The organism is Streptomyces sp. NPDC059718, from assembly GCF_042733315.1.
In the GTDB taxonomy this organism is placed as follows: Bacteria; Actinomycetota; Actinomycetes; order Streptomycetales; family Streptomycetaceae; genus Actinacidiphila.
The window spans coordinates 5,786-19,401 of record NZ_JBHWGA010000045.1; the positions used below are offsets into that span (position 1 = coordinate 5,786).

Below are 13,616 nucleotides of genomic sequence, written 5' to 3' on the forward strand. Positions count from 1 at the left end.
TGGAACTGAAGAACACCATCAACACGATGGTCGACCAGCTCTCCTCGTTCGCCGAGCAGGTGACCCGGGTGGCCCGCGAGGTGGGCACCGAGGGCCGGCTCGGCGGCCAGGCGCAGGTGCCCGGCGTCGCCGGTGTGTGGCGTGACCTCACCGACTCCGTGAACGGCATGGCGGGCAACCTGACCGCACAGGTCCGCAACATCGCCCAGGTGGCGACCGCGGTGGCCCGCGGTGACCTGTCCCAGAAGATCGACGTCGACGCGCGCGGCGAGATCCTGGAGCTCAAGAACGTCCTCAACACGATGGTCGACCAGCTCTCGTCCTTCGCCGAGCAGGTGACCCGGGTGGCCCGCGAGGTGGGCACCGAGGGCATCCTGGGCGGCCAGGCCGAGGTGAAGGGCGTGTCGGGCACCTGGAAGGACCTGACGCAGTCCGTCAACTTCATGGCGAACAACCTGACGATGCAGGTCCGCAACATCGCCGAGGTCACCACCGCGGTCGCCCAGGGCGACCTGTCGAAGAAGATCACCGTCGACGCCAAGGGCGAGATCCTCGCCCTGGTCACCACCGTGAACACGATGGTGGACCAGCTGTCCGCGTTCGCCGACGAGGTGACCCGGGTGGCCCGTGAGGTCGGCACCGAGGGCCAGCTGGGCGGTCAGGCCCGGGTGCGGGACGTCTCCGGCATCTGGAAGGACCTCACCGACAACGTCAACCTGATGGCCAACAACCTGACCAGCCAGGTGCGTTCGATCTCCTCCGTCGCCACCGCCGTCGCCAACGGCGACCTCACCAAGAAGATCACCGTCGAGGCGCGCGGCGAGGTCGCCCAGCTCGCCGAGACCATCAACACGATGGTGGACACGCTCTCCGCCTTCGGTGACGAGGTGACCCGGGTGGCCCGCGAGGTGGGCACCGACGGCATCCTCGGCGGCCAGGCGCGCGTGCCGGGTGTGTCCGGCTCGTGGAAGGACCTCACCGAGTCGGTGAACAACATGGCCTCCAACCTGACCGGCCAGGTCCGCAACATCGCCATGGTCACCACCGCGGTCGCCCGCGGCGACCTGTCCAAGAAGATCGACGTCGACGCGCACGGCGAGATCCTGGAGCTGAAGACGACCATCAACACGATGGTCGACCAGCTGTCGGCCTTCGGTGACCAGGTGACCCGGGTGGCCCGGGAGGTGGGCACCGAGGGCCGCCTGGGCGGCCAGGCGCGCGTGCCGGGCGTGTCCGGGATCTGGAAGGACCTCACCGAGTCGGTGAACCTGATGGCGAACAACCTGACCCGTCAGGTGCGCAACATCGCCCAGGTGGCCACCGCGGTGACCCGCGGCGACCTCAACATCCGCACGGACGTGGACGCGGCGGGCGAGATCCTGGAGCTCCAGGACTACATCAACACCATGATCGTCCGGCTCCGCGAGACCACGCTCGCCAACAAGGAGCAGGACTGGCTCAAGGGCAACCTCGCCCGCATCTCCGGTCTGATGCAGGGCCGCCGCGACCTCAACGACGTGGCGGCGCTCATCATGAGCGAGCTGACCCCGGTGGTCTCCGCCCAGCACGGCGCCTTCTTCATCGCGGAGGAGCCGGCCGGCGGGGAGGAGATCGAGGAGGGCTACGAGCTGCGGCTGTCCGGCTCGTACGGCTTCTCCAAGCGGACGATGCCGACGGTGTTCCTGCCCGGCGAGGGACTGATCGGCACGGCCGCGGTCGAGAAGCGCTCGATCCTGGTGGAGGACGTCCCGCCGGGCTACCTGAGGATCTCCTCCGGGCTCGGCGAGGCGCCGCCGGCCCACGTCATCGTGCTGCCGGTGGTGTTCGAGGACCGGGTGCTGGGTGTGATGGAGCTGGCCTCCTTCCAGCCGCTCACGCAGATCCAGAAGGACTTCCTCGGCCAGATCACCGACATGATCGCGGTCAGCGTGAACACCATCAGCGTGAACACCAAGACCGAGTACCTGCTGGAGCAGTCGCAGGAGCTGACCGAACAGCTGCGGGAGCGCTCGGCGGAGCTGGAGAACCGGCAGAAGCAGCTGGAGATGTCCAACACGGAGCTGGAGGAGAAGGCGGAGCTGCTGGCCCGCCAGAACCGGGACATCGAGGTGAAGAACACCGAGATCGAGGAGGCCCGGCAGGTCCTGGAGGAGCGCGCCGAGCAGCTGGCCGTCTCGATGCGCTACAAGTCCGAGTTCCTGGCCAATATGTCGCACGAGCTGCGCACCCCGCTGAACTCGCTGCTCATCCTGGCCAAGCTGCTCGCGGACAACGTCGAGGGCAACCTGTCGCCGAAGCAGGTCGAGTTCGCCGAGACGATCCACGGCGCCGGATCCGACCTGCTGCAGCTCATCAACGACATCCTGGACCTGTCCAAGGTCGAGGCGGGCAAGATGGACGTCAGCCCGACCCGCATCGCCCTGGTCCAGCTGGTCGACTACGTGGAGGCGACCTTCCGCCCGCTCACCGCGGAGAAGGGCCTGGACTTCTCCGTACGGGTCTCCCCGGAGCTGCCCGCCACGCTCCACACCGACGAGCAGCGGCTGCTGCAGGTGCTGCGCAACCTGCTGTCGAACGCGGTGAAGTTCACCGACAGCGGTTCGGTCGAGCTGGTCATCCGCCCGGCCGGTCCCGACGTGCCGCAGGCCATCCGGGAGCAGTTGCTGGAGTCCGGCTCGCTGCGGGGCGCGGACGAGCCGCTGATCGCCTTCTCGGTGACCGACACGGGCATCGGCATCGCGGCGAGCAAGATGCGGGTCATCTTCGAGGCGTTCAAGCAGGCGGACGGCACCACCAGCCGCAAGTACGGCGGCACGGGCCTGGGTCTGTCCATCAGCCGGGAGATCGCCCGGCTGCTCGGCGGCGAGATCCACGCCGACAGCCAGCCCGGCCGCGGCTCGACCTTCACCCTCTACCTGCCGCTCAACACCACCGAACTGCCGCCCCAGGGCTACCCGCAGCTCCCCGGCGGCGAGGCCGGGGAACTCGAGGGGGCGCCGGCCGAGCCGTTCCACGTCCCGGCCCACGGTCACGTGGCCGTGCGCGGCCGGGGCGCGGGCAGCAGCCTGGCCCGGCTGCGCCGGCGTTCCGCGGCACCGCGGCCCGCCGCGGCCGCCGGGCCGGTGGAGCGCCCCGCGCTGCCCGAGTCGTGGGTGGAGGGGGCGCACAGCGACGCCTACACCGGCTTCGCGGGCGGGTTCAGCGGTGAGAAGGTGCTCATCGTGGACGACGACATCCGCAATGTCTTCGCCCTCACCAGCGTGCTGGAGCAGCACGGGCTGACCGTGCTCTACGCCGAGAACGGCCGGGAGGGGATCGAGGTCCTGGAGCAGCACGACGACGTCGCGGTCGTCCTGATGGACATCATGATGCCCGAGATGGACGGCTATGCGACCACGGCCGCGATCCGCAGGATGCCCCAGTTCGCGGGGCTGCCGATCATCGCGCTGACGGCGAAGGCGATGAAGGGCGACCGGGAGAAGAGCATCGAGTCCGGGGCGTCCGACTACGTCGCCAAGCCGGTGGACACCGACCATCTCCTCGCGGTGATGGAGCAGTGGATGCAGTCCAGGTGACGCCACGTTGGGTGAGCGGCCGGGCAACGGACGGTGAACGCCCATGACTCGGCGTGTGTGAAGAGGTGTGAGAGTGCGGGATTCTGGGAACCTTCTGGTCTCCGCTTGCGTTTCTGCTACGTGCACAGTGACATGGCGGTGACAGGGTGTGGCGGACAGCGGGGTGCGGCTACCATGACCGGCACAAGGACGGGCGGCACTCAGGAGTCGTCCATGGGGGCGGCGACCGGTGCAGTGCCGGGGCGAGGAGGGCGGGCCATGGTGCAGAAGGCCAAGATCCTCCTGGTCGATGACCGGCCGGAGAATCTGCTGGCGCTGGAGGCCATCCTCTCCGCGCTCGATCAGACCCTGGTGCGGGCATCGTCCGGGGAGGAAGCGCTCAAGGCGCTGCTGACCGACGACTTCGCGGTGATCCTGCTCGACGTCCAGATGCCGGGCATGGACGGGTTCGAGACCGCGGCGCACATCAAGCGGCGCGAGCGCACCCGCGACATCCCGATCATCTTCCTGACCGCCATCAACCACGGGCCGCACCACACCTTCCGCGGCTACGCGGCCGGCGCGGTGGACTACATCTCCAAGCCCTTCGACCCGTGGGTGCTGCGCGCCAAGGTCTCGGTCTTCGTCGAGCTCTACATGAAGAACTGCCAGCTGCGCGAGCAGGCCGCCCTGCTGCGGCTGCAGCTGGAACAGGGCGCGCGGCAGGGCGGCAACGGCGCCAAGGAGCCCGTGGGCCTGCTCGCCGAGCTCTCCGCACGGCTCGCCGCGGTGGAGGAGCAGGCGGAGGCGCTGTCCAAGCAGCTCGACGAGTCCGCGGACGCGGCGGCGGTGGCCACGGCCGCCCACCTGGAGCGGAAGCTGACCGGACTGCGCCGCGCGCTGGACGCGCTGGAGCCGGGCACGGGCGGCGGCGACAAGAAGATTCCCCCGCAAGAGTGAAGCGTGTGCGCCACTTGATGCAGTGTCATCCATGGCGCAACAGGGGCACGACACGAATGGCGGTATGCGTGGCCACGCGTGTCGTGCGCGGGGCGGAACGGTAACCTCACCATCATGGCCTCACGTACGTCCGGCACCGCCAAGAAGGCTGCCGCCAAACCTGCGGCCAAGCCCGCGGCGAAGAAGGCCCCCGCGAAGAAGGCGGCGGCGGCCAAGAAGCCGCCTGCCAAGGCGGCGGCGGCCAAACCCGCGCCGAAGCCCGCGCCGTCCCCGACCGGCGGCGTCTACCGGCTCGCGCGAGCGGTGTGGCTCGGCCTGGCGCACACCGTGGGCGCCCTCTTCCGCGGCGTCGGGCGCGGCGCGCGCGGGCTCGACCCGGCGCACCGCAAGGACGGCCTGGCGCTGCTGCTGCTCGGCCTCGCGCTGGTCGTCGCCACCGGCACCTGGTCGGACCTGCGCGGTCCGGTGGGCGATCTGGTCGAGATACTGATCACCGGGCTGTTCGGGCGGCTGGACCTGCTCGTGCCGTTCCTCGTCGGTGCCGTCGTCTGGCGGCTGATGCGCCACCCGCAGAAGTCCGACGCCAACGGGCGCATCGTCATCGGCCTGACCACCCTCACCGTCGGTGTACTGGGCCTGGTGCACATCGGCTGCGGTTCCCCCGGCCGCGGGCAGGGCGCCGACGCGATCCGCGACGCGGGCGGCCTGATCGGCTGGGCGGCGTCCGCGCCGCTCGACTACACCGTCGGCGCACCGCTGGCGGTGGCGCTGCTGGCGCTGCTCACCTTCTTCGGGCTGCTGGTCACCACCGCGACCCCGGTCAACGCCATCCCCCGGCGGCTGCGCGAACTCGGCATCCGGCTGGGCCTGGTGGAGGACCAGGGCGGCGCTGCGACCGAGGACGACGCCGTGCCGTTCAGCGACCTGCTGGAGGAGGACACCGCCCCGCAGGACGGCGGGGAGAAGTCGCGCCGCCGGTCCAGGCGCCGCCAGGAGCGGTCGGAACTGCCCGATCTCAGGCCCGGCGACGGACTGGACGCGGTCGACCTCGCCTACGGCGTGGCCGCCGACCTCGACGGCGCCCTCGCCTACGGCGTGCCCGGCTCCTCCGTCGTCGCGGACCTCGTCAGCCACTCCCTGCCGCAGGCCCGGGACACCGGGGAGGCCGCCGCCGAGGACACCGCCGACCGGTCCGTGCCCGACCTCACCAAGCGCGCGGCGCCCGAGCAGGGCCCGCCGCTGCCGCCGCGCGCCGAGCAGCTCCAGTTGTCCGGCGACGTCACCTACGGCCTGCCGTCCCTGGACCTGTTGGAGCGCGGAGGTCCCGGACGCACCCGCAGCGCCGCCAACGACGCCGTGGTCGAGTCGCTGACGAGCGTCTTCTCGCAGTTCAAGGTGGACGCACGGGTCACCGGCTTCACGCGCGGTCCGACGGTGACCCGTTACGAGGTCGAACTCGGCCAGGCCGTCAAGGTCGAGCGGATCACGGCCCTCGCCAAGAACATCGCGTACGCCGTGGCCAGTCCGGACGTACGGATCATCAGCCCGATCCCCGGCAAGTCGGCGGTGGGCATCGAGATCCCCAACAGCGACCGGGAGATGGTCAACCTCGGCGACGTGCTGCGGTCGGCGGAGGCCGCCGGCGAGGAGCACCCGATGACGGTCGGCCTCGGCAAGGACGTCGAGGGCGGCTACGTCATGGCCAACCTCGCGCGCATGCCGCACATCCTCGTCGCGGGCGCCACCGGATCCGGCAAGTCCTCCTGCATCAACTGCCTGATCACCTCGATCCTGGCGCGCGCCACGCCCGACGAGGTGCGGATGGTGCTGGTCGACCCCAAGCGCGTCGAGCTGACCGCGTACGAGGGCGTCCCGCACCTCATCACCCCGATCATCACCAACCCCAAGCGGGCCGCCGAGGCGCTGCAGTGGGTCGTGCGCGAGATGGACCTGCGCTACGACGACCTCGCCGCCTACGGCTTCCGGCACATCGACGACTTCAACGCGGCGGTGCGCTCGGGCAAGGTGAAGCCGCCGGAGGGCAGCGAGCGGGAGCTCGCGCCCTACCCCTACCTGCTGGTGATCGTGGACGAGCTGGCCGACCTGATGATGGTCGCGCCGCGGGACGTCGAGGACGCGATCGTCCGCATCACCCAGCTCGCCCGGGCCGCCGGCATCCACCTCGTGCTGGCCACCCAGCGGCCCAGCGTCGACGTCGTCACGGGTCTCATCAAGGCCAACGTGCCGTCCAGGCTGGCCTTCGCGACCTCCTCGCTCGCCGACAGCCGGGTCATCCTCGACCAGGCCGGCGCCGAGAAGCTGATCGGAAAGGGTGACGGGCTGTTCCTGCCGATGGGCGCGAACAAACCGGTCCGCATGCAGGGCGCCTTCGTCACCGAGGACGAGATCCAGGCCGTCGTCGCCCACTGCAAGGCGCAGTTGACCCCCGCCTACCGTGACGACGTGGTCGTCGGCTCGGGCCCGAAGAAGGAGATCGACGAGGAGATCGGCGACGACCTGGACCTGTTGTGCCAGGCCGCGGAACTGGTCGTCTCCACGCAGTTCGGCTCGACTTCGATGCTCCAGCGGAAACTGCGTGTCGGCTTCGCGAAAGCGGGCAGGCTCATGGACCTGATGGAATCGCGCGGGATCGTCGGCCCCAGCGAGGGGTCGAAGGCCCGTGACGTACTGGTCAAGCCGGACGAGATGGACGGAGTGCTCGCCCTGCTCCGGGGCGAGGCCGGTTCGTAGCCATTCCGTGGCTCACTCGTAAGTGGGTTGGACGCAACCGTTGCTCCCGCCCGTACGTCAAGTTAGTGCAGGGGGAAGGCGTATGGCCGACTGTCATCGGCGCCGGGAAAGACGGCAATCCTGATGGCGGACAAACAACGCCCGCCCGCTTGCCCGTCCTTTTGCACACCCCCCTAGACTGAGTCTCCAGCAGGTGGCTGCACGCTCGAAAGGCGCCCCCGTGTCCATCGGCAACCCGCCCCCCGACGACCGGCTCTCGGTCGGTCGCGCCCTCGCCCAGGCCCGCATCGCCGCGGGTCTGACCGTCGACGAGGTCAGTACCACAACGCGTGTGCGCCCGCCCATCGTGCACGCGATCGAGCAGGACGATTTCTCCCGCTGCGGCGGCGACGTGTACGCCCGCGGCCACATCCGGGCGCTCGCGCGCGCCGTGGGTCTCGATCCCGAGGCCCTGATCGAGCAGTTCTCGGCGGAGCACGGCAGTGCGCCCGCCCCGACCCCGGTGGCGCCGCTGTACGAGGCGGAGCGGATGAGGTCCGAGCCGCGCCGCCCCAACTGGACCGCCGCGATGGTCGCGGCGATCGTCGCCGTCATCGGTTTCGTCGGGTTCACCCTGTTCAGCGGTGGCGAGGACGGCGGCAAGGAGCCGGTGGCGGGCAAGCCGAGTGCGGCGAGCCCGGCGGCGAAGCCGTCCGGCAACCCCACGAGCTCCGCGCCGAGGCCCGAGGAGTCCGACAGCGCGATCGCCGCGGCGCCGGCCGACAAGGTCACCGTCAAGCTCACCGCCCGGAACGACAAGAGCTGGATCCAGGCGGTGGACAGCAACGGAAGGCAGCTCTACCAGGGCAGTCTGGAGCCGGGCGACTCCAAGACCTTCACCGACAAGAGCAAGATCAACCTCATCATCGGCAACGCGGGCGCGGTCGACCTCTTCGTCAACGGCAAGGACCTCGGACCCGCGGGTGACCCCGGTCAGGTCCAGCGCCTCACCTTCACCCCCGGCGACCCGGAAGCAGGGTGACGCCCGGTTCCACGGGCGCGCACGGACACCGCGGCGCCCGGCGCGGGACACCTGTCCCGGCGCCGGGCGCCGCTGCGCGTCGGAGCCCCGTCGGGGACAAAGTAGGCTGAGCCTATGTCCGAACCCCGTACCGTCGCTCTTGTCACGCTCGGCTGCGCCCGTAACGAGGTGGATTCCGAGGAGCTCGCCGGCCGGCTGGCGGCGGACGGGTGGCAGCTCGTCGAGGACGCCGCCGCCGCCGACGTGGCCGTCGTGAACACCTGTGGCTTCGTCGAGGCCGCCAAGAAGGACTCCGTCGACGCCCTGCTGGAGGCCAACGACCTCAAGGGCCACGGCCGCACCCAGGCCGTCGTCGCGGTCGGCTGCATGGCCGAGCGCTACGGGAAGGAGCTGGCCGAGGCCCTGCCCGAGGCGGACGGGGTGCTCGGCTTCGACGACTACGCGAACATCTCCGACCGCCTGCAGACGATCCTCTCCGGCGGCGTCCACGCCTCCCACACCCCGCGCGACCGCCGCAAGCTGCTCCCGGTCAGCCCGGCCGCCCGGCAGGCCGTGAGCGAGGTCGCGCTGCCCGGCCACGCGCAGAGCGCCACGGAGCCGGTCCCCGCCCCCGCGGACCTGCCCGAGGGTGTCGCGCCCGCCTCCGGGCCGCGCGCACCGCTGCGCCGCCGCCTGGACAGCAGCCCCGTCGCCTCGGTGAAGCTCGCCTCCGGCTGCGACCGCCGCTGCTCCTTCTGCGCCATCCCGTCCTTCCGGGGCTCCTTCATCTCCCGCCGCCCCTCGGACGTGCTCGGCGAGACGCGCTGGCTGGCCGAGCAGGGCGTCAAGGAGGTCATGCTGGTCAGCGAGAACAACACCTCGTACGGCAAGGACCTCGGTGACATCCGTCTGCTGGAGACGCTGCTGCCGGAACTGGCCGACGTCGACGGCATCGAGCGGATCCGGGTCAGCTACCTGCAGCCCGCCGAGATGCGCCCGGGCCTGATCGACGTGCTGACCTCGACGCCGAAGGTCGCGCCGTACTTCGACCTGTCCTTCCAGCACTCCGCACCCGGGGTGCTGCGCGCGATGCGCCGCTTCGGCGACACCGAGCGCTTCCTGGAGCTGCTGGACACCATCCGCTCCAAGGCGCCGGAGGCCGGGGTCCGCTCCAACTTCATCGTCGGCTTCCCGGGCGAGTCGGAGGCGGACCTGGAGGAGCTGGAGCGCTTCCTGGGCGCCGCCCGGCTCGACGCCATCGGCGTCTTCGGCTACTCCGACGAGGAGGGCACCGAGGCGGCCGGCTACGACGGCAAGCTCGACGAGGACGTCGTCGCCGAGCGGCTGGCCCGGGTCTCGCGGCTGGCCGAGGAGCTGACCGCGCAGCGTGCCGAGGAGCGGCTGGGCTCGACGGTGCAGGTGCTGGTCGACTCCGTCGACGAGGAGGAGGGGGCGGTCGGCCGCGGTGCCCACCAGGCGCCGGAGACCGACGGCCAGGTCGTCCTGACCTCCCACGCGGGCCTGGTGCCCGGATCGTTCGTCGCGGCGAAGGTGGTGGACACCGAAGGCGTCGACCTCGTCGCGGAGCCGCTTGGCACGACGCAGGAGGCGCGCAGATGACGGGAGTCCCGGCGTCCGCCGCCGGCAACCACCGGTCCGCACCCGCCGCCCCGGCGGCCGCGGTCCGGCGGCCTTCGTTGTGGAACATCGCCAACGTCCTCACGATGGTGCGGCTGCTCCTGGTGCCGGGCTTCGTCATGCTGCTCGTGCACGACGACGGGCACGACCCGGCGTGGCGCTCCTTCGCGTGGGCGGCGTTCGCCATCGCGATGATCACCGATCTCTTCGACGGCGAGCTGGCCCGGCGCTACGGGCTGGTCACCGACTTCGGCAAGATCGCCGACCCGATCGCCGACAAGGCGATCATGGGCGCGGCGCTGATCGGGCTCTCGGCCCTCGGGGACCTGCCCTGGTGGGTCACCGCGGTGATCCTCTTCCGCGAGCTGGGCATCACGCTGATGCGGTTCTGGGTGATCCGCTGGGGAGTGATCCCGGCCAGCCGGGGCGGCAAGCTGAAGACGCTCACCCAGGGCGTCGCCGTCGGCATGTACATCCTGATCCTCACCGGGCCGCTGGCGACGCTGCGGGCGGTGCTGATGGGTGCCGCGGTGGTGCTGACCGTGGTGACGGGCCTGGACTACGTGCGCCAGGCCGTCGTCATGCGCCGGGCCGGACTGGCCGCGCAGCGCGCGGCCGCCGTGCGCCGGGCGCGCGAGGGGGCGGACGAGGAGGAGGGGGCGCTCGCGGAGGACGTCCCGCTGGAGTTCCCGGAGGAGCAGGGACAGGGCGCGTGAACGTCGCCGCCGAGGTGCTGGGGCTGCTGGAGGGGCGGCAGCAGTGGCTCGCCGTCGCCGAGTCGCTGACCGGTGGCCTGGTCGCCGCCGAGCTGACCTCGGTGCCCGGTGCCTCCAGGTCCTTCCGTGGTTCGGTCACCGCGTACGCCACCGAACTGAAGCGGGACGTGCTGGGCGTGGACGGCGCGCTGCTGGCCGAACGCGGGGCCGTCGACCCCGACGTCGCGCGGGGGATGGCGGAGGGCGTGCGGCGCGTGCTGCGCGCCGACTGGGGGCTGTCCACCACCGGAGTCGCCGGCCCGGACCCGCAGGACGGACAGCAGGTCGGGACGGTCTACGTGGCGGTCGCCGGGCCGACCGGCTCGTGGTGCGAGAGACTGCAGTTGAACGGCGACCGTGCCGAAATCCGTACCACCACCGTGAACGCCGTTCTGACCCTCTTGCAGCAGACGCTTCTGACGGGCGGGGGAACACCCGACGAATCCCCGACGGCGAAGGGTAGGGAAGACAGCGGGGGGAAGGGATGTTTGCAGCCCTGAGTGAACACGTCATCGCTCCCCGCACGGCCGGTGTCGGAGGCGGTACGGTGGGGCAAGAAGGTTGCGAATTCGCGGTCCGAGGAGGGAGCCACCGATGATTCTGCTCCGTCGCCTGCTCGGTGACGTGCTGCGTCGGCAGCGCCAGCGTCAGGGCCGCACCCTGCGTGAGGTCTCCTCATCCGCCCGGGTCTCCCTGGGCTATCTGTCGGAGGTCGAACGAGGGCAGAAGGAGGCTTCCTCCGAACTGCTCTCCGCGATCTGTGACGCCTTGGACGTCCCGATGTCCGAGGTGATGCGGGAGGTCAGCGACGATCTGGCGCTTGCCGAACTCGCCGAGTCGGCTGCTGTCGGGTCGGCAGCCGCGCCTAGGCGGCCGCTGCTGGGCGCGGTTCCGTCCGTACCGTCCGGTCCGGACGAGCGGGTCACCATCAAGGCGCCGAAGGCGCCCACCGAGGCCGTGGACGTCGTCGCGGCCTGAGCGACACCAAGCAGTTCCGAACCGTGGCCCCGGCCGGTGGGCAACCGGCCGGGGCCACGGCGTGCCCGCGTGTGATCCGCGGATCCGGGGAAGGCGCTCATGAGGCGGGACCGCCATGGAGGTGGCCCTGCGACGCCAGGCAATTCCCGAGGAGGAGCAGCATGACCGTCGTGAAGAGCACGCTGCCCGAGGCCGACCGCAAGACCGTCGGTGAGGCCCTGCAGCACACCCTCAGCGATCTCATCGACCTGTCGCTCGTCGCCAAGCAGGTGCACTGGAACGTGGTCGGGGCGCGGTTCCGGTCGGTCCACCTCCAGCTCGACGACGTGGTGACCACCGCTCGGACCTACGCCGACACCGTCGCGGAGCGGGCGGCCGCGATCGGGGTGACGCCGGACGGGCGCGCGGGGACGGTCTCCAAGAGCAGCAGGATCGACGAGGTGCCGGACGGCTGGATCAAGGACGAGAAGGTGGTCTCGGTCATGATCGTGGCGCTGGACGCCGTGATCAGGCGGGTGCGCCAGGGGATCGAGGCGACGGAGAAGCCCGATCCGGTGAGCCAGGACATCCTGATCGGGCTCGCCGCCGAGCTCGAGAAGCACCACTGGATGTTCCAGGCCGAGAACGTCTAGGCCGGTGGGGCGTCGTCGGCGGGAGCATCGGGGCCCGTCGCCCTGGGTTGCGTTCGGGCGGGGGAATGTCGCAGGTAGTAGCCGTACGTGTCCTCCTTCCGGGTGAACGTTGCGCGGGGTGGGGCGGCAGAGGTCTAGAGATCTTGCCGGACGGGGATCGCACCTGTGTACGGGGAAAGCCCGGGATTGGGTCCCTGGTGATACCCGCCGCAACCTCGGGGCTCCGAAGGAGGCGGCCATGCACGTTCTCCGCCTGTTTCACGAGCTGTGGGCCCGGCGGCCGGTCCGCTGGGCGATCGCTTTCGTCGCGGGAGTGGTGTGGTGGTGGGCCCTGCTGAGGCTCGTCGTCCAGCCCGCGCAGGCAGGCTCCTTCGAGGGCCTGGTCGTCGCCGGTGGATGGGGGCTCAGCATCGTCCCCCTGCACACGGCGAGGTGGTCACGGGGATCATCGTCCGCCGCTCCGGCGGCCGTCCGTGAGGTTGGGGGCCCGGCGCCGGGAGGGCTGTCCGGAAGACTTCCGGGACCGCGAAGTCAGTCACTACCAGGGCATGACGACGCCCCCGTTGGGGCGCAGGATCTGGCCGGTCGTGAAGGCTGAGGCGTCGGAGGCCAGGAAGAGCACGGTGTGCGCCACGTCCTGCGGGTCGCCCACACGGCCCAGGGGCGAGGCGCGCACCAGCGCCTCCTCGGCCCGCGCCTGGGCCCGCTCGTCGAAGAGGCCGTCGGGGCCGGTGCCGTAGTGGCTCGTCATCGGTGTGCGGACGAAGCCGGGCGCGACGGCATTGGCCCGCACGCCGTGGGGTCCCAGCTCCGTGGCGAGGGTCCGGGTCAGCTGGACGACGGCGGCCTTTGAGACGCTGTAGCAGAGCAGCCCGCGGGCGCCGGTGTCGATGGCTCCGGAGGCCATGGTGACGATGCTGCCGGCGCCGCGCTCCGCCATCGGGCGGGCGGCCTCGCGGGCGCAGTGCAGCACCCCCTTGAAGTTCACCGACAGCACCCGGTCCAGGTCGGCCTCGTCGGTGTCCAGGACGGAACCGGAGTGCATGACGCCCGCGATGGCCGCCAGGACGTCCAGCCGTCCGTGGGCGGCCACGATCGCCGCGACGGCCTCGGCCACCTGCGCGCGGTCGGTGACGTCCACGGCACATGCCTTTGCCGCGCCGCCGGCCTTCACGGCGAGTTCGGCGGTGTGCCGGGCGCCCGGCTCGTCCACGTCCGCGCACGTCACGGTGGCCCCGGCCTGGGCGAGCAGCAGCGCCGAGGCCCGGCCGATGCCGCTGGCGGCACCGGTGACCAGAGCGGTGCGCCCGGTGAGGTCGTACGCCGGTACGGTCATGCGGCGACGGTA

10 protein-coding genes are annotated in these 13,616 nt (G+C 71.0%); 9 read left to right on the top strand and 1 reads right to left on the bottom strand.

The genetic code is table 11. From position 1 onward, the window contains the following. The 9 genes from ACFV3E_RS35975 to ACFV3E_RS36015 form a co-directional block, all read left to right on the top strand. A partial coding sequence (locus ACFV3E_RS35975; RefSeq protein ID WP_500539063.1) for a HAMP domain-containing protein occupies positions 1-3,575 on the top strand: 3,575 nt, incomplete at its 5' end. Between the two features lie 258 nt (positions 3,576-3,833). After that, positions 3,834-4,514, top strand: a complete 681-nt coding sequence (locus ACFV3E_RS35980; RefSeq protein WP_431965404.1) for a response regulator — start codon at positions 3,834-3,836, stop codon at positions 4,512-4,514. Between the two features lie 114 nt (positions 4,515-4,628). Continuing rightward, positions 4,629-7,265, top strand: coding sequence for a DNA translocase FtsK (locus ACFV3E_RS35985; RefSeq protein WP_500539065.1), 2,637 nt, complete (start codon positions 4,629-4,631; stop codon positions 7,263-7,265). Positions 7,266-7,485: 220 nt separating this feature from the next. Beyond that, complete coding sequence (locus ACFV3E_RS35990) at positions 7,486-8,286, top strand: helix-turn-helix domain-containing protein (RefSeq protein ID WP_500539067.1); 801 nt, start codon at positions 7,486-7,488, stop codon at positions 8,284-8,286. A gap of 114 nt (positions 8,287-8,400) precedes the next feature. Beyond that, positions 8,401-9,885, top strand: a complete 1,485-nt coding sequence (gene rimO, locus ACFV3E_RS35995; RefSeq protein ID WP_500539069.1) for a 30S ribosomal protein S12 methylthiotransferase RimO — start codon at positions 8,401-8,403, stop codon at positions 9,883-9,885. Then, a complete protein-coding gene (pgsA, locus tag ACFV3E_RS36000) occupies positions 9,882-10,619 on the top strand; it encodes a CDP-diacylglycerol--glycerol-3-phosphate 3-phosphatidyltransferase (protein WP_500365826.1) in 738 nt (245 codons plus the stop codon). The genes rimO and pgsA overlap by 4 nt, the downstream gene beginning before the upstream one ends. Next, positions 10,616-11,158: a CinA family protein gene (locus ACFV3E_RS36005; protein ID WP_500365824.1), complete on the top strand. Its 543-nt coding sequence runs from the start codon at positions 10,616-10,618 to the stop codon at positions 11,156-11,158. Before pgsA ends, ACFV3E_RS36005 begins: the two co-directional genes overlap by 4 nt. A gap of 94 nt (positions 11,159-11,252) precedes the next feature. After that, positions 11,253-11,636 (top strand): helix-turn-helix domain-containing protein, encoded by a 384-nt coding sequence (locus tag ACFV3E_RS36010; RefSeq protein ID WP_500539071.1) that lies wholly within the window; start codon positions 11,253-11,255, stop codon positions 11,634-11,636. Positions 11,637-11,797: 161 nt separating this feature from the next. Beyond that, positions 11,798-12,268, top strand: a complete 471-nt coding sequence (locus ACFV3E_RS36015) for a Dps family protein (protein WP_500329082.1) — start codon at positions 11,798-11,800, stop codon at positions 12,266-12,268. Positions 12,269-12,806: 538 nt separating this feature from the next. Here ACFV3E_RS36015 and ACFV3E_RS36020 read toward each other — a convergent pair. Then, on the bottom strand, positions 12,807-13,604 hold the full coding sequence (locus ACFV3E_RS36020) for an SDR family NAD(P)-dependent oxidoreductase (RefSeq protein WP_500539073.1): 798 nt from the start codon (positions 13,602-13,604) through the stop codon (positions 12,807-12,809). Positions 13,605-13,616: the final 12 nt, after the last annotated feature.